Origin of the sequence: Actinoalloteichus sp. GBA129-24, assembly GCF_001941645.1 — a bacterium.
GTDB classification, from domain to species: domain Bacteria; phylum Actinomycetota; class Actinomycetes; order Mycobacteriales; family Pseudonocardiaceae; genus Actinoalloteichus_A; species Actinoalloteichus_A fjordicus.
In genome coordinates, this window is the sequence record NZ_CP016077.1 from 6,488,745 (window position 1) to 6,505,497 (window position 16,753).

Genomic DNA, 16,753 nt, shown 5'->3' on the forward strand with positions numbered 1-16,753 from the left:
CGGCGCCTTCCGCCGGACTCGGGCGGACAGCAGACCCTGCCGGACTCGGGCGGACAGCAGACCCCGCCGTCCCGCCGAACGTGGCCGGGTCAGGACAGGCGCCGCGCAGCACGGAGTTGCCCTCGAAGGTCCCCGACGCCGTGTCCGCCGACGCACCGAAGCCGGGCAGTTCGGACAGCTCTAACCTGCCGCTCTGCCCGTAGAACTGCACCGGGTTGTGCCACAGGACGGTGTCCACCTGGTCTTCGGAGAAGCCTGCGGCGAGCATCGCCTGGCCGGTCTTGTACGTCTTCAGCGGATCGGATCGGCCCCAGTCGGCGGCCGAGTTCACCAGGACTCGCTCGGTGCCGTACTCCTTGAGCAGCGCGACCATCCGGTGCTCGTCCATCTTGGTGTCCGGATAGATCGAGAAGCCCATCCAGCAGCCCGCGTCGAGGACGGCTTCGATGGTGACCTCGTTGAGGTGATCGACCAGGACGTGCTCCGCGGGCAGCCCGGACTCGGCCACCACGTCCAGCGTCCGCCGGGTCCCCTTGAGCTTGTCCCGGTGCGGGGTGTGCACCATCACGGGCAGCTCGTGTTCGCCGGCGAGTTCGAGCTGCCGGGCGAAGACCCGGTCCTCCTCGGGAGTCATCGAGTCGTAGCCGACCTCGCCGACCGCGACCACGCCGTCCTTGGCCAGATACCGAGGCAGGACGTCGAGCACGTCGACGCAGCGCGGATCGTTGGCCTCCTTCGGATTGAGCGCGATCGTGCAGTGATGGCGGATGCCGAACTGCGCGGCGCGGAATCGCTCCCAGCCGATCAGCGCGTCGAAGTAGTCGGTGAAGGAGGCGACGCTGGTCCTGGGCTGGCCGAGCCAGAACGCCGGTTCCACCAGGGCACGGACGCCTGCGGCGTACATCGCCTCGTAGTCGTCGGTGGTGCGCGAGGTCATGTGGATGTGCGGGTCGAAGATGCGCATCAGTGCTGCCTCCCCTGGTCCTGCGTCGGCTCGCTCGGCTGGTCGGTGTGGGGACCGCTCGGCCGGTCGGCGGGCCCGGGTCCGGGTCCGCCGATCAGGTCCAGTGCGTCGGCGGGCACCTCGCGGCCCGCCGCGCGACGCTCGGCCGCGTAGTCCTCGATCATGCGCAGCAGTTCGGCGTCGGTTCGCTCGGCCAGCGCGGCGACCGCCGCCAGAGGAACCCCGGTGAACAGGCACTTCAGCACGCCGTGCCGCCAGGTGTGCGCATCGAGATGTCGGCCTGCGAACGGGCCCATCGCGGCGGCGACCAGCCGGACGTCGTTGGCCCGGAGTGCATCGCGGACCAGGATCAGCGCAGCGTCGACGAGCCGGTCCCGCTCCTCGCCGGGCTCCTGGACGGAGGTGAGGACGTCCAGGCCGCGCAGGACGCCTCGGCGTTCGGCGTCGTCGCCGTAGCGGTAGAGGTCCGCGATCTCGGTGGCCAGCCGCGTCGGCGAGCAGACCGAGGCGAGGACGCCGAGCAGGCCGATGCGGGTCAGATCGTCCTCGGTCCCGTGCACGAGACCCTGCGGGTCGGAGTCCGGCCGCAGCACCGCCCGGCCGACCTTGCGCCCCACCGCGGGGAACAAGGTGCGGATGGCGGCGGGATCGGTGGTGATCCGCTGGGCGGCCTCGGCCTCCCACGGTGTCAACGAGTGGGTCTGATGCTCGCTCACCTGCTGCCTCCCGAACTCCGAGGGTGCGCCGTCTGTTGGGGCGTCGAGTCCGCCGATGCGGTGATGCTCGACCGGGCCGAGGCGATGGCGCTCGGCCCGGTCGAGGACAGGGGAGCCGCCGGGGCCGTCACGACAGCGGAAGTCCGGGCCGTGGTCCCGGCAGCGCGAGCCTGTGTCATGGTCCCGGACCGCGCGGCGGGGACGTCGTGCGCGGCCGATGCGGCCTGCGCGCCCGTCTCGGCCGTCGCCTGGCCCCGCCGACCGGCGGGCAGCGCGGCCCGCAGCGCGGCCAGCGAACGCCGGGCGACGGTGGGCGCGGCATGACTGTGCCTGGGCAGCTCGACGGCGGCCAGGCCTCGATAGTCGATCTCGTGCAGGGCGGCCAGCGTCGCGGCCAGGTCGAGTTCGCCCGTGCCGAACTCCAGGTGCTCGTGGACGCCCGGCATCATGTCGTCGAGCTGAACGTTCACCAGCAGCCCGCCCGCCAGCCGGATGCACTCGGCGGCATCGACCGGTTCCACGGCGACACAGTGCCCGACGTCGAGCGTCAGCCGCAGCGAGTCCGGCTCGCCGAGGTCGGCGCGCAGCGTCAACGCCTGATCGAGGCGCTCGATGACATGACCGGGCTCCGGCTCCAGGCCCAGCGGCACTCCGACACGGTCGGCCTCCGCCAGCACCGGTTCGAGTCCCTGCCTCAGACGTCGCCAGGTCAGCTCGGCACCGCTGCCGTCCTCGTCGACGCCCGACCAGCAGGAGACGCAGTCCGCGCCGAGGTCGGCGGCCACCCGCAGTGCCCTGGTGAGGAAGTCGATCCGGGGGGCCTGGTCGTCGCAGACGAGCGTCGGATGGTGCTTGCGTGTCGGATCCAGCAGATATCGGGCGCCGGTCTCCACCACGACGCGCAGTCCGAGCTCGGCCAGCCGAGTCGCCACCCGGTCGGTCTCGTCCCGCAGATCGGCGGCGAAGGGGTCGAGATGGGCGTGGTCGAGGGTGAGGGCGACTCCGGTGTAACCGAGGTCGGCGATCACGGCCAGTGCGTCGAGCAGCCGATGGTTGGCGAAGCCGTTGGTGCCGTAGCCGAGGTCGAAGCCCGGCCCGGTCGGTCCCGAGTCGGGCCGGGACGTCGCGGCGGCGTGGGTCGTCACATCGGTCATCCCCGCGTCCCTCCCCGAATTCCGTGCCAACCGGTCGGTACGGCGGCGACGGTCCCCGTCCGCCGTCGCCCGTTCCGCACGGCCGCCGTCACGTGGGGCTCACCTTGCGGGCCAGCGCCCGCGCGGCGGGGAGCACGCCGACGATCAACGCGGCGGCCTTCGCCGCACCGCGCCGCGCCGCGATGCCCGCCTGCAACGGCACCATCCCGTGGATGCCCGCGACGGTGGCGGCCCGGACCCGTTCGGCGGAGGGAGTCCGCGCGGCGGCGAGCTGTGCCCGGCCGACGAGGCGTCCATAGCCGACGCCTGCGGCAGCGCCGAGCACTCGATGCAGCGGAGACTTCGCCGGGCCCAGCACCGTGGCCGAGGCGGCGACGCCGGTCGCGGCCAGTGCGGCCCTGGCGGTGCTTGTCGAACCGCCGTGCACCTCACCCGCCGACAACGCGGTGATCCCCGCAGCGTGACAGGCCATCGCCCCCGCCGCCGGGAGCGCGCCTCGCAGGTTGCCGGGGGCCGCGCCCAACAGGACGTCGAGTCCTCGACACAACGCCATGCCCAGCGGCGCCGCCGAGGTCGGCTTCAGCACGGTGTCGTACGCCCAGATCGCCGAGGAGAGCGCGACCGCCACCCGCGCGCTGTCCCGCCCGCCCGCCAGTGCCGACAGACCGATTCCGGTACCGGCCAGGCCCGCGGCGACGGCCAGGGCGCCCGACGGGGAGATCCGTCCGGAGGGGATGGGCCGCTCCGGTCGCTCCACGGCGTCCAGTTCGCGATCCGCCCAGTCGTTGAGGGCCATCCCCGACCAGTACAGGGCGACCGACGCCAGCGGCAGCAGCAGCCGACGACCGCGCAGCGGCGTCCCGGAGGCCGCCGCGCCCGCGATGGTGTCGCCGAGCACGGACAGCCCGGCGGGCGCCCGCACCAGTTCGACGAGCGTCTTGGTCCGGTCGGCGACGCTCATGCCTGCGCCCCGGCCTCGGGATTCGCTGAGCCTGTCGCGGAACCGGGCAGGCCGTCGGCGTCGCCTGTCAGGCTCACCCGCAGCTCGTCGACCCAGTGCGCCAGTTCCCTGGTCTGCTCGGCGAACCGGTGCTCGTCGCTACCCAGCGGGTCCTTGAAGAAGAAGGCCAGCGCGCCCAGCGGCCCCGACCGGCCCGCCGCATGGGCGGCCGAGGTCAGGCGGGCCAGGTCGAGGACCAGCGGTGCGGCCAGGGAGGAGTCGTAGCCGGTCCAGGTGAACTGCAAGGTCATCCTGGCGCCGAGGAAGCCCTCGAAGGAGACGTGATCCCAGGCCGTCTTGACGTCGCCCATGTCGGGGACGTTGTCGATGTGCAGCGGCGCCGTGACGTCGGAGCCCAGGAGTGCGGCGAGCCCGCGTGCCTTGGACTCGAGCTTGCTGGCGGCGAACTCTGGATCGCCGAGGGTCGCGCCGTCGCCGCCGCCCAGCAGATTGGTGCCCGCCCAGGAGCGGACCTTCAGCGCCCTGGCGGTGAACATCGGGGCGAGGACGGTGCGCAGCAGCGTCTCGCCGGTCTTGCCGTCGCGTCCCGCGTAGGGCAGGCCCTTGAGGTCGGCCAGCTCACGCAGCGCGGGCAGGGTGATCCCCGTGGAGGGGGTGAAGTCGACATAGGGGCAGCCCGCGCGCAGTGCCGCGTACGCGGCCAGCGAACTGGGCGGCAGCACCGTCCGCGTCGGGTCGGCCAGTGCCTGTTCGAGCGCGGCGAGGTCCTGGTGTTCCGCGACCAGCGGAACCGGCGGCTCGGTGGAGGCGAGGTTGACGACGACCACCCGGCGTAGACCGTGCCGTTCCCGGAAGGAGACGAGGTCGCCGATGAGCGTCTCGGCCGCCTCGGCCTGCGAGCCCGTGTGCAGGGTGGGGTGATAGCCGCAGCGGATGTCGGAGTCGACGACCCGCAGTCCCTCGGCGATGCCGCGCAGCACCGAGGCAGGCACGAGACCTGCCGCGCTGAGCTGCTCGGCGCGCTTGTCCAGGGCGGTGTCGACGATGTCGTGGCCGCCGATCACCAGTTCATCCCAGGCAGGCAGCGGAGCGACGTCGAAGGGAGCGCGCTCGGTGACGCACCCGATCGGCTCGACCAGGCCTGCGCGTAGGGCCAGCAGACCGCTGATCACGGTGGTGGCCACCGACCCTCGGGCTCCGATCAGCCAGAGACCGGTCGGCCCCACACCATGGGGACTGTTCATGTCGTGTGCCACCTTTCTTCCCCCTCACGTGCCCCGCCGTCGGGTCGCACGTCGGACTGCCGGGCGGGAGCACGCCCCGAGGAGAACTCGGGACGCGCCCCGCCCGACAGCGAACGGTGCGCCTGCTCACCGCAGGCCGTGACCCGCGGTGAACAGGCAGTTCCTCACTCGGCGTTGACCGACTTCGTCAGCACCGCGACGCCCTCGATCGAGGCGATCACGGCCTCGGCGTCGCGGACCAGCACCGTGCGGACGTCGGCGTCGGTGACCAGCGTGGTGTCCCCGGCCAGTGCGGCGAAGGACGCCAGGCCCTCGATCGCCCCCAGGTCGTCCCCGGTCGCCTCGGCCAACCGGGCAGCGGCGAGCTGCTCGGTCAGATCCCGATGCGCGTACAGGGACAGCCTGTTGGTGGCGCGGAACCGGTCGACGAGCTGACCGATGTCGCGCAGCGAGGTGGTGGTGGCGAAGGTGACCGACTGCTCGGCCGTGTTGCCCGCCCGGTCGACGGCGCTCACCGAGATGTCGTGAGTGCCGAAGGGAAGCTGGTAGAGCGGGACGAGCCTGCCGGAGCGGATCTCCTCACCGTTGAGGGTGCCGATGACCGAGTCCACTCCGGAGGTCGAGTCGTCGACCTCCCAGGACACGAACAGGTCCGTGGCATCGCCGTAGACCCTGCCCTCGGCGACCCCGGCCAGCAGCAGCGTCGGAGCGGTCGCGTCCAGCAGCACGGTGGCCGCCTTCTCCGCCTCGACGTTGCCCGCCGTGTCGACGGCGCGGTAGAGCAGCGTGTGCTCACCATCGCCGCTGATCTGCACGGCGGACTCGTACTCGGTCCACTCCCCGTCGTTCAGGCTCCATTCGAGCCGGGCGACGCCGGAGGCCTCGTCGGACGCGGACAGCTCGACGGCGACGTCACCGTCGTGCCAGCCGTTCTCGTTCGGCGCATCGGCCAGGACCGCTTCGGTCAGCGGCTCGGTCGCGTCGATCCGCAGCTCCGTGGACTGCGTCTCCTCCACGTTGCCCGCGACGTCGGTGGAGCGGTACTCCACCGTGTGGATGCCGTCCCCGGCAACCGCGAACGGCTCCGAGTACTCGGTCCACTCGCCCTCGTCGATCCGGTATTCGGTGCTCGCCACTCCGCTGCCCTCGTCGGCGGCCGACAGGCTCACCGACAGGGGCGTGGAGGTGAACCAGCCCTCGGCACCGTCGGCCTCGGCCGGGTCGGTGCTCAGGGTGGTGACGGGGGCGGCCTCGTCCGCGATGTCGGCGACCTGGATGTCGCGGAAGTAGACGTCGTCGCCGTCGCCGTGGTTCTGGATGCCGACGTATCCGTTGGTGAGGTCGCGGTTCTCGTCGGTGCTGACGAAGTCGTTGATCAGCACGTCGTTGAGGTAGACCTTGATGGTCTGGCCCTCGACCACGATCTCGTAGGAGTTCCACTCGCCGGGCGGGTTGAGCGCGGCGTCGCGGGCCTCGAGGTCGGCGCCCTGGAACGTGTAGATCGCACCGGTCGTGCGGTCGTCGGCGTCCGTCGCGTCGATCTGAATCTCGTAGCCCTCGTCGACGGCCACCCACGGGTCGTCACCGGGGTCCGGGAATCCGACGAAGACGCCCGAGTTGTCGTCGCCCGTCATCATCCAGTCGGCCTTGAAACTGTAGGAGCCCAGCTCCTCGCCGTGCCAGAGCAGGCCCATGCCGCCGGTCGAGAGGATGGTGCAGTCGTCCTGCAGGACGAACTCACCCGGTCCGGCCTGGTTCCAGCCGTCCAGCGACGCCTGCGTGCCGTCGAAGAGACTGCGGTAGCCCTCCTCAGGGGTGCCCGGCTCACAGCCCGGCTCGCCGGGATCGTTGCCGCCCGGCTCGGTCACACCCGGACCGTCGAAGCGGATGACGTCCAGGTCGAACAGGGCGCCTTCGCCCCCGACGAACACGAAGAACAGCTCGTGCGAGCCGCCAGGGTCGGTGACCGGCGTCGGGTCGATGTCGACGTGGGTGTTCCAGTCGCCGGTGTTGGCGACCTCGACCGTCTGGAGCAGCTCGCCGTCCGGTGCGCCGGAGCGGACCTCGATGGACCCGCCCGAACCGCCGGAGGCGACGCGGTAACCGATGCCGTCGACACCGTGCAGGTTCACCGGGTCGAAGGAGATCCAGTCACCGTTCTCGATGTTGCCGACCTGGCCGCCGCCCGAGGCGCCCGCGTGGGAGTCGATGACGTCGACGCCCTCGCTGTTGTGGAAGAACTCCGCCTCCTTCGACTTCGTGTGCAGGATGTTCTGGTCGGAGCCCTCCAGCGCGGGCACGCCCTCGGCGCCGTCATCCACGTAGCTGGCGTCGATGACGCCGAAGATGTTGGCGTCCGCACCATGTCCGTCGTCGGCGACGGTGGTGATGGTGCCCTCACAACCGGTCTCCCGGCTGAGCGGGTGGCCGTGGTTGTCATGGCCGAGGACGTACTCGACGACGACGCGCGAGCAGTCGATCTCGCTGTCCTCGGGGTCGGTCACCGTCACCTGGAAGGGAACCTGGTCGCCGAAGGCGAAGACGCCGCCGTCGACGGGGAACTCCAGCTCCACGGTCGGTGCCGTGTTGCCCGCCGTGATGGTCACCGTCGCCGCGCCGGTCAGGCCGTCGGTGTCGGTCACCGCCAGTCGAGCCTGGAACTGGCCTGCCTCGGTGTAGGTGTGGCTGACCGGACCGGCCTCGGTGGAGTCAGTCGTGCCGTCGCCGTCGAAGTCCCACTCGTAGGTGAGCTCCTGGTCGTCCGGGTCGACGGTGCCGGTCGGGTCGAACTCCACGGTGAGCGGAGCCGGACCGTTGGTGACGTCGGCCGACAGCGCGACGCTCGGCGTCCGGCCGCCCTGGGTGTAGTCGATCCGGTAGACCGCCGAGTCCGGGGCCCCGCCGAAGTAGCCGCTGCCGTAGTCCAGCACGTACAGCGATCCGTCCGGGCCGAACTCGATGTTCATCGGCCTGGTCAGTTCCATCGAGTCGAAGAACGGGGCGATCGTGCCCGGTTCGCCGTTCTCGCCGACGTCGATGGTCTTGATCCAGCCCCGGTCCCACTCGTAGGCGAAGTTCTTGCCGTCGTAGTACTCCGGGAACTTCGTGTCGACGTCCAGCTCAGGGTCGAACCGGTAGACCGGGCCGCCCATCGGGGACTCGCCGCCGTTGCCGAACTCCGGAACCGAGTTGCCGTCGTAGGGAATCCACGCCGGGTCGGCGGGCGGCAGCTCGGTCAGCCCGGTGTTGTTCGGGCTGGTGTTCTGCGGTGCCGCGCAGTCGAAGGCCTCGCCCGAGGTGCTGGAGGCGAAGTCGTAGTCGATGAACGGCTCGTTGTCGCCGACACAGTAAGGCCAGCCGAGGTTGCTCGGCTCGGTGATCAGGTTGAACTCGACCGTGCCTGCCGGGCCTCGGTTCGGGTTCGCCGAACCGGCGTCCGGTCCGTACTCGCCGAGGTAGATCCAGTCGGTGACCGGGTCGACGGCGAACCGGAACGGGTTGCGCAGGCCCATCGCGTAGACCTCGGGACGGGTCAGCTCGGTGCCTTCCGGGAAGAGGTTGCCCTCCGGGATGGTGTACGAGCCGTCCTCCTCCACCGTGATCCGCAGGACCTTGCCCCGCAGGTCGTTGGTGTTGGCGGAGCTGCGCTGCGCGTCGAAGGCCGGGTTGCGGTCGGCCCGCTCGTCGATCGGCGTGTAGCCGGAGGACTCGAACGGGTTGGTGTCGTCGCCGGTGGACAGCAGCAGGTTGCCCTGGCTGTCAAAGTCGATCTCACCGCCCGCGTGGCAGCAGATGCCCCGGTCCGCGGGGACCTGGAGGATCTCCTGCTCACTGTCGATGTCCAGCGTGCCGTCGTCGAGGAGCTTGAACCGGGAGAGTTGGTTGTGACCCTCGAACGGTGCGAAGTCCTCGGCCGTGCCCGTCAGAGGCGCATCGCCGGTCGGGGTGTCCAGAACCGGTGCGTAGTACAGGTACACCCACTGGTTCTCTTCGAAGTTCGGGTCGATCGCGACGCCTTGGAGGCCGTCCTCGTCGTTGTTGTAGACGGGGATCTGGCCTGCCAGCGTGGTGGTGGCCTCCGGCGTCGTCAGGAAGATCTCGCCGTACCGCGAGGTGTGCAGCACGCGCCGGTCGGGGAGCACCGCGAGTCCGATGGGCTCACCGGTGACGCCGTCGCCCTGGGCCAGGGTGATCTGGTCGAAGTCCTCGTCGGCCGGGGCCTCGGGGTCGGGGTCGTGGCCGCCGTGGTCACCGCCGCAGTTCGCGTCCACCGCGCCTGCCGCGCTCTGGATGCCGCCCGCGAGGTGCTGGCGGAACTCCGGCTCCGAGAAGGACTCGATGGTGTGGCCGCCGCCGGTGTACCAGGACCGGCCGCCGTCGATCTCGTGGCACCAGGCGATCGGGTGATCGCCCATCGCGCCCGAGCCTGCGTCGTACGAGGACTCGTCCAGCGCGGCGAGGACGTGGACGTCCTCCCGAGGATTCTCCTGGTAGTTGTACCACTCGTCGGTGCGCACCCACTCCTCCGGCAGATGTGCGCTGGACGGGTGGTCGTGGTCCTCGACGTGAACCGTGGCCTCTTGGATGTGCGGGTGAGAGTCGAAGTAGGCACCCACCAGGTCGCCGTACCAGGGCCAGTCGTACTCGGTGTCCGAGGCCGCGTGGACGCCCGCGTAACCGCCGCCGCCCTGGATGTAGCGCTCGAAGGCGCCCTGCTGCTCGTCGTTAAGCACGTCCCCGGTGGTCGACAGCCAGACGACGACCTCGTACTGGGCGAGGTTGTCGTCGGTGAAGTCCTCGGCGTCCTCCGTCGCGGTGACGGTGAAGCCGTGCTCCTCGCCGAGCTCCTCGATCGCCGCGATGCCCGCCGGGATCGAGTCGTGCCGGAACCCGGCGGTCTTGGAGAAGACGAGCGCGTCGAACTCCTGGTCACCGCCGTGGTCCGGCGGGTGATCGTGATCGTCGCCTGGATCGTGTCCCTCGTGGGCGGCCTCCGGTGCCTGCGAGATCGGGTCGAGCCGGTTCTGTCGGTCGGAGACGTCCGGCCGTGCGCCCAGTCCTGCGGTCGGGAGGGCGGACGCCGTGCCGCTCACTCCCAGTGCGGTCAGCAGGGAGAGCGTCACGATTCCTGCCCGCCGCGCCAGCCTGCCGCGTCGCCCGGTGTGCGCGCGCGGTCTCTGGCTTAACACATACTTATCGGAGTTGCTTTCCAGTCTGCTCCGTTGCACTGGTATTTTTCTCCTTGTTGTCACCGGATCTCGCCGATCTGCGACCGAGGTCGTGGTCGGCGAGTTGGGGCTGTCGCTAGCGGCTGGTGCCTCCTTCGAATCAGACCGGTGAAACAGCCTGCCTCGGCCGCCACCGAGGCAGGCTTTTCCCTTCTTCGCAGAACCCCCCCGTGCGCCTTATCCTCGGGCGCCGAACAGGTGTTCCAAGGCCAATTGGTCGAGTCGCTCGTAATGGAGTCCGCGCTGACCGGCCTCGACCGGGTCGAACTCCTCATCACGAAGGTCGGACAGGGTCTCACCAGGAGCGAGAGTCGGGACGGCGAGCGAACCGAGTCGCGAGGCGCTCATCGCCTCGGCCACCTCGGGGTCCGCGCGAAACGCCCTGGCCCGCTCGGCGAGGATCAGGTAATTGCGCATACAACCCGCCGCCGAGACCCAGACGCCCTCGTCGTCCTCGGTGCGCGGCGGCTTGAAGTCGAAATGCCTCGGGCCCTCGTAACCGCCGTGTTCCAGCAGGTCCACCAGGAAGAACGCGCTTTTCACGTCGCCGTTGCCGAAGCGCAGGTCCTGGTCGTACCTCGGCCCGTTCTGTCCATTGAGGTCGATGTGGAACAGCTTGTCCTGCCACAGCGCCTGGGCGACGCCGTGCACCATCGACATTCCCGCCATCTGCTCGTGGCCGACCTCGGGATTCACCCCCACCATCTCGGGGTGTTCGAGAGTGCTGATGAACGCGATGGCGTGGCCGATGGTGGGCAGCAGCAGGTCGCCGCGCGGCTCGTTCGGCTTGGGCTCCAGCGCCAGCCGCATCGAGTAGCCGCGCTCCCTGATGTAGGCACACACCAGGTCGAGGGACTCCTTGTAGCGGTCGAGCGCCACCCGGATGTCCTTGGCGGCAGCCGACTCGGCGCCCTCGCGGCCACCCCAGACGACATAGGTGCTCGCACCCAGTTCGGCGGCGAGGTCGATGTTGCGCAGCATCTTGCGCAGTGCGTACCGACGGATGTCCCGGTCGTTGGCGGTGAGCGCACCGTCCTTGAACACCGGCTGGCCGAACAGGTTCGTCGTCGCCATCGGGACGACCAGCCCCGTCGAGGCCAGCGCGCCCTTGAACGCGGCGATGATCTTCTCGCGTTCGCTCTCGCTGGACCCGAAGGGAATCAGGTCGTCGTCGTGGAAGGTGATGCCCCATGCGCCCAGCTCGGCCAGCTTCTCGACGGCGCGCACCGGGTCCAGCGGCGGACGGACTGCCACGCCGAACGGGTCGACGCCCTGCCAGCCGATGGTCCACAGTCCGAAGCTGAACTTGTGCTCCGGACGCGGCTGGTACGGATCGATCCCGTCGGTCACTGCTGCTGACGTCGTCATACGTCACCCTTCGAGTCGGCGATCGTGGTCCAGGAGGAGGACTCGGCGGCACTGCGCTCGACAGCGTGCAGGACACGCTGTACCTGAGCACCGTCGGCGAAACTCGGCGTCGGGTCCACCCCGTTGCCGATGTCGGTCAGGAAGTCGGCCACCTCGTGAGTGAAGGTGTGCTCGTAGCCGAGCCCGTGACCGGGCGGCCACCACGCCGCGAGGTAGGGATGGGTCGGCTCGGTGACCACGATGCGTCGGAAGCCGCCCTCGGCGGCGTCCACCGTCTCGTCGTGGAACCACAACTCGTTCATCGACTCGAAGTCGAAGGACAGGCTGCCCGCCGAGCCGTTGATCTCCACCCGCATCGCGTTCTTGCGACCGGTGGCGAAGCGGGTCGCCTCGAAGGTGGCGATCGCCCCGCCGGAGAACCGCGCGAGGAACAGCGCGGCGTCGTCGACGGTGACCTCGCCGTACTCCACCGGCTTGGACGAGTCCACGGCGCCCGCGGTGAGGCCGCCCGCCGCCTCGACGGGCAGCGGCCGCTGCTTCACGAAGGTCTCGGTCAGCGCCGAGACCCCGGTGATCGTCTGTCCGGTGATGAACTGAGTTGCGTCGATGATGTGGGCGCCGATGTCGCCGAGCGCCCCGGAGCCCGCCTTCTCCTTGCGCAGTCGCCAGGCCAGCGGGGCGTTCTCGTCCGACAGCCAGTCCTGGAGGTATACGGCGCGGACGTGCCGGATCGTGCCCAGCCGCCCGTCGGCGATCATCTTCCTGGCCAGCGCCAGCGCGGGCACCCGGCGGTAGTTGAACGCCACCATGGAGCGCACGCCCCTGGTGGCGGCCTCGGCTGCCGCACGCACCATCTCGTCGGCCTCGGCGACCGTGTTGGCCAGCGGCTTCTCGCAGATGACGTGTTTGCCCGCGGCGAGCGCCGCGATGGCGATCTCGGCGTGGGTGTCACCCGGAGTGCAGATGTCGACGATCCCGACGTCGTCGCGGGCGATCAGCGCCCGCCAGTCGGTCTCGACGGACTCCCAGCCCATCCGGGTGGCCGCCGCCTGCGTCTTGGTCACGTCCCTGCCGCCGAGCACCGCAAGTCTCGGGGCGAGCGGGACGTCGAAGAAACGGTGCACGCTCCGCCAGGCCTGGGAGTGGACCGCCCCCATGAAGGAGTAGCCCACCATTCCCACGCCGATGCCGTCGCTGCCTGCCATGCGCGTTCCTCACCTTCTCGATGCGTAATGGCACGGCGAGGACGGCGGGCAGGCAGGCCCGACCTTAGGTGCCCTCGCCGTACGGTTGATCAGGACTCGAAGCCCACGTCGCGGTAGTCGGCCACATTGTCCGCTGTGACCACGGCGGAGTAGGTGGTCAGCGAGGCGGGAATCTCGTGCTCCGCGAGATCGCCCATGCCCTTGCTCTGGCCGAGCAGCCGGGCCATCGACACCGCCGAGGAGCACATCGAGGGGCTGTAGAGGACGGTCGCGGCGACCACGCTCTCCGGGTCCTCGATGTAGTTCATCATGTTGATCGAGCCTGCACCGCCGACCACGAACAGCTCGTCTGGGTTGTTGCGGCCCGCGCTGTCGATCGCGGCGAGCACGCCGATGCCCTGGTCGTCGTCGTGGTTCCACAGCGCGTCGATCCGGGGCGCCGCCTGGAGCAGGTTGGCCGTCTCCGACTCGCCGGTCTCGACGGTGAACTCGGCCGCGACCCGGTTGGTGACGCTGAAGCCGTGCCGCTCCAACGCGTCGGCGAAGCCCTGGCTGCGCTCCTGGGTCAGCGGCAGCGAGTCGATGCCCGCGACCTCGGCGATCACCGGGTCGTCGACACCGTCGGCGATCAGCCGCTCGCCGATGTAGTTGCCCGCGTTGACGCCCATCCGGTAGTTGTCGCCGCCGATCCACATCCGGTAGGCCAGCGGGCTGTCGAAGATCCGGTCGACGTTGATGACCGGGATGCCTGCGTCCATCGCCTGCTGGCCCGCCGAGGTCAGCGCGGCGCCGTCGTGCGGGAGGATGATCAGCACGCCGACACCGGAGTTGATCAGCGTCTCGACCTGGGCGATCTGCTGGTTGACGTCGTTGGTGCCCTCGGTGGCGTTAAACACGACGTCGGAGTAGATCTCGGCCTGGGCCTGGGCGTTCCGCGTCATCGCGGCCATCCAGCCGTGGTCGGCGGCCGGTGCGGAGAAGCCGATCGTGACCTCCTCGCCCGGCTCGGCGTTGTCACCGCCGCCCTGCGCGACGGGCTGCGATCTGTCGCTCGCCGGCGCGGCGTTCGACGTACAGGCGCTCAGCAGGACTCCTGCGCCGATGGCAGTGCCACCCAACAGGAACCGACGGCGAGCGAACAGCGGGTTCTCGGACATGTGTTCTCCATTGAACGTGTCGACGGGACTGTGTGGCAGGCAGTGCTGACGGTCCTTGCGTTCTCGGTGCTGCGCTGACCGCCGTTCTCGCGGCGGGTTCGGACGTGGGTAGCCGTCCCCCGCCGCTATGTGGTCCGGTTGGTGTTCAGCGTGCGGTACTGGAGCAGCACCGCGATCACGATGATCACGCCCTTGGCGATGTTCTGGATGTCGGTCTCCAGGTTGTTCAGCGTGAAGATGTTGCCGAGCACCGTGAAGATCAGGACGCCGATCAGCGTGCCGAACATCGAGGCGCGGCCGCCGCTGAGCAGCGTGCCGCCGATGACCACCGCGGCGATCGCGTCGAGTTCGTAGAGCAGTCCGTTGCTCGCCGCCCCCGAGGTGGTCCGCGCCACGACCATGATCGCGGCGATGCCGCAGCACAGCCCGGCGAGTCCGTAGACCATCGCGAGGTGCCGCTTCACGTTGATACCCGCCAGCCGGGAGGCCTCGGGGTTGCCGCCGACGGCGAGGGTCCGCCTGCCGAAGGTGGTGCGGTTGAGCAGTACCCAGCCGACCGCGAAGACGACGGCGAAGATCCAGATCAGCACCGGGATGCCGAGGAAGTCGCCCCGGAAGAAGCTCAGGAAGTCCTGCTCGGTGACGACCTGGGTCTGCCTGCCGCTGATCCGCTCCGCGAGTCCGCGCGCCGAGGCCATCATCGCCAGCGTCGCGATGAAGGGCACGACCTTGCCGTAGGAGACCAGGATTCCGTTGATGAGACCGGCGGCGAGTCCGACGACCAGACCGCAGACCACCATCATCCCGAAGCCGAAGGACTGCGTGGCCACGGTCGTCATCCACACGCTCGACAAGGCCACCATCGAGCCGACCGAGAGGTCGATGCCCCCGGTGGCGATGACGAAGGTCATGCCGATGCTGACCACGCCGATGGCGGCGGAGAGCCGCAGCACCGTCGAGATGTTGCCCTCGGTGAGGAAGAGGCCGTCGGAGGTCAGGTAGCCGACCACGCACAGCAGGAGCAGCACCCCGAGCAGCCCGAGGATGCGCACGTCTGGTCGCAGCCCACCGCCCATGGCGGCGAAACGGGCGGTGGGCTGCGGTACGGACGACTCGGGCGAAGGCGCCTGCCCCGAGCCGGTCTTCGTAGAGTCGTCCGTAGTCTTGTCGTCGGAGCCGAGGACCGAATTAGGCTTGTCGGTCACGCTGCACTCCCTTCCATCACCATGTCCAGCACGTCGGCCTCGGTCAGCTCTCCGGCTGCCGCCTCGCGCACCAGATGCCCCTCGCGGAGCACCAGCACCCGATCGGCGAGCCCGAGAACCTCCGGCACCTCACTGGAGACCAGGACCACCGCGACACCGCTGGCGGCCAGTTCACGAATGAGCCGATACAGCTCGGCACGGGCTCCCACGTCGACGCCCCGGGTGGGCTCGTCCAGCAGCAGCACTCGCGTGCCGTGCACCAGCCACCGCGCGACGACGGCCTTCTGCTGGTTGCCACCGGACAAGGTGCGGATCATCCGACGCGGGTCGGCGGGCCGCAGATCCAGTTCCTTCAGCTTCTCCTCCGAGTCCGCCAGCTCCCTGGCCCGCTCCGAGAAGCCGAACCTGCTGTACCGGCCGAGGCTGGCCAGCGTCACGTTGTGTGCCACCGACATGTCGAGCAGCAGAGCCTGACTCTTGCGCTCCTCGGGTGCGAGGCCGACGCCTGCCGACACCGCCGAGGGCACGCTGCCCGGCCGCAGCCTGCGTCCGTCCACCGAGACGTGCCCGGTGGTCGGCTTCCTGGCGCCCGCGATGGTCTCCAGGATCTCGCTGCGGCCCGCGCCGACGAGCCCGGCCAGACCGAGCACCTCGCCTTCGCGGACGGTGAAGTCGATGGGCTCGAATTCGCCAGTGCGGCTCAGGTTCTCCACCCGCAGCACCTCGGCGGCGTCAGGTGCGACGTGTTCGGGGCGGCTTGGGAAGGCGGCGTCCCACTCCTTGCCGGTCATCAGGGCGACCAGCTCCGAGGTGGACGTACCCTGTGCGTCGAGGTCCCGCGCGACGGTCCGGCCGTCCTTGAGGACGGTGACCCGATCGCCGATCCGACGGATCTCCTCCATGCGGTGGGAGATGTAGACGACGGCGACCCCGTCTGCGGTCAGCTCCTCAACGATGCGGAACAGGTTGTCCACCTCGTCGGCGGCCAGCGCGGCGGTCGGCTCGTCCATCACGATCAGTCGGGCGTTGTGGGCGAGCGCCCTGGCCATCGAGACGAGCTGCTGGCCTGCCGCCGAGAGCCCGCCGACCTCGCGGCCGGGCCGGATCTCCGGGTGGCCGAGCCTGCGCATCAGCTCGGCGGCGGCCTTGTTCGCCGCCCGTCTCCGGGTGAAGCCCGCCGAGGCGAGTTCGTGGCCGAGGAAGATGTTCTCCGCCACCGACAGGCCGGGGACCAGGTCCAACTCCTGGTACATGGTCGCCACGCCGAGGCGCAGGGCGGCCACCGGGGAGCTGAGCTTGGCGACCTCGCCGCGCCAGCGGATCTCGCCCTCGTCGGGCTGGTGGGCCCCGGCCAGGGTCTTGATCAGGGTGGACTTCCCGGCGCCGTTCTGGCCGAGCAGGCAGTGCACCTCACCAGCCCGGACACCCAGGTTCACACCGTCCAACGCCCGCACGCCGGGGAAGATCTTGACGATGCCGGACATCTCCAGCAGCACCTCGGCCGTGGAGTCCCTGTCTGGGGAGTCCTGGCCTAAGGAGTCCGGGCCCGAG

General features: G+C 69.9%; 8 protein-coding genes and 3 pseudogenes. All 11 read right to left on the reverse strand.

Going from position 1 to position 16,753, the window contains the following annotated elements:
* Positions 1-97 precede the first annotated feature (97 nt).
* A pseudogene (locus tag UA75_RS27825) lies at positions 98-964 on the reverse strand (TatD family hydrolase); the annotation flags it as partial.
* 92 nt (positions 965-1,056) lie between these two features.
* A pseudogene (locus tag UA75_RS34175) lies at positions 1,057-1,596 on the reverse strand (EboA domain-containing protein); the annotation flags it as partial.
* A gap of 350 nt (positions 1,597-1,946) precedes the next feature.
* Positions 1,947-2,726: pseudogene (locus tag UA75_RS27835) on the reverse strand (sugar phosphate isomerase/epimerase family protein); the annotation flags it as partial.
* Between the two features lie 196 nt (positions 2,727-2,922).
* Complete coding sequence (locus tag UA75_RS27840; RefSeq protein WP_075742762.1) at positions 2,923-3,795, reverse strand: SCO3242 family prenyltransferase; 873 nt, start codon at positions 3,793-3,795, stop codon at positions 2,923-2,925.
* Complete coding sequence (locus UA75_RS27845; RefSeq protein ID WP_404799955.1) at positions 3,792-5,039, reverse strand: inositol-3-phosphate synthase; 1,248 nt, start codon at positions 5,037-5,039, stop codon at positions 3,792-3,794. The genes UA75_RS27840 and UA75_RS27845 overlap by 4 nt, the downstream gene beginning before the upstream one ends.
* Positions 5,040-5,203: 164 nt before the next feature.
* Positions 5,204-10,162 carry a ThuA domain-containing protein gene (locus UA75_RS27850; protein ID WP_232251129.1) on the reverse strand — a complete coding sequence of 1,653 codons (4,959 nt, stop codon included), beginning with the start codon at positions 10,160-10,162 and terminating at the stop codon, positions 5,204-5,206.
* A gap of 282 nt (positions 10,163-10,444) precedes the next feature.
* The gene (gene xylA / locus UA75_RS27855; RefSeq protein ID WP_075742763.1) at positions 10,445-11,635 is read right to left on the reverse strand and encodes a xylose isomerase; all 1,191 of its coding nucleotides are present in this window, start codon (positions 11,633-11,635) and stop codon (positions 10,445-10,447) included.
* Positions 11,632-12,840, reverse strand: a complete 1,209-nt coding sequence (locus UA75_RS27860; RefSeq protein WP_075742764.1) for a Gfo/Idh/MocA family protein — start codon at positions 12,838-12,840, stop codon at positions 11,632-11,634. The genes xylA and UA75_RS27860 overlap by 4 nt, the downstream gene beginning before the upstream one ends.
* 89 nt (positions 12,841-12,929) lie before the next feature.
* Complete coding sequence (locus UA75_RS27865; RefSeq protein WP_075742765.1) at positions 12,930-13,997, reverse strand: substrate-binding domain-containing protein; 1,068 nt, start codon at positions 13,995-13,997, stop codon at positions 12,930-12,932.
* Positions 13,998-14,122: 125 nt separating this feature from the next.
* Complete coding sequence (locus UA75_RS27870) at positions 14,123-15,073, reverse strand: ABC transporter permease (protein ID WP_083683696.1); 951 nt, start codon at positions 15,071-15,073, stop codon at positions 14,123-14,125.
* A gap of 125 nt (positions 15,074-15,198) precedes the next feature.
* A complete protein-coding gene (locus UA75_RS27875; RefSeq protein WP_075744298.1) occupies positions 15,199-16,686 on the reverse strand; it encodes a sugar ABC transporter ATP-binding protein in 1,488 nt (495 codons plus the stop codon).
* Positions 16,687-16,753: the final 67 nt, after the last annotated feature.

What these genes read in the sequence shown, in the direction of transcription:
- UA75_RS27840 (WP_075742762.1), bottom strand. Translation starts at nt 3,795, where the DNA reads ATGAGCGTCGCCGACCGGACCAAGACGCTCGTCGAACTGGTGCGGGCG.
- UA75_RS27845 (WP_404799955.1), bottom strand. Translation starts at nt 5,039, where the DNA reads ATGAACAGTCCCCATGGTGTGGGGCCGACCGGTCTCTGGCTGATCGGA.
- xylA (WP_075742763.1), bottom strand. Translation starts at nt 11,635, where the DNA reads ATGACGACGTCAGCAGCAGTGACCGACGGGATCGATCCGTACCAGCCG.
- UA75_RS27860 (WP_075742764.1), bottom strand. Translation starts at nt 12,840, where the DNA reads ATGGCAGGCAGCGACGGCATCGGCGTGGGAATGGTGGGCTACTCCTTC.
- UA75_RS27865 (WP_075742765.1), bottom strand. Translation starts at nt 13,997, where the DNA reads ATGTCCGAGAACCCGCTGTTCGCTCGCCGTCGGTTCCTGTTGGGTGGC.
- UA75_RS27870 (WP_083683696.1), bottom strand. Translation starts at nt 15,073, where the DNA reads ATGGGCGGTGGGCTGCGACCAGACGTGCGCATCCTCGGGCTGCTCGGG.
- UA75_RS27875 (WP_075744298.1), bottom strand. Translation starts at nt 16,686, where the DNA reads ATGTCCGGCATCGTCAAGATCTTCCCCGGCGTGCGGGCGTTGGACGGT.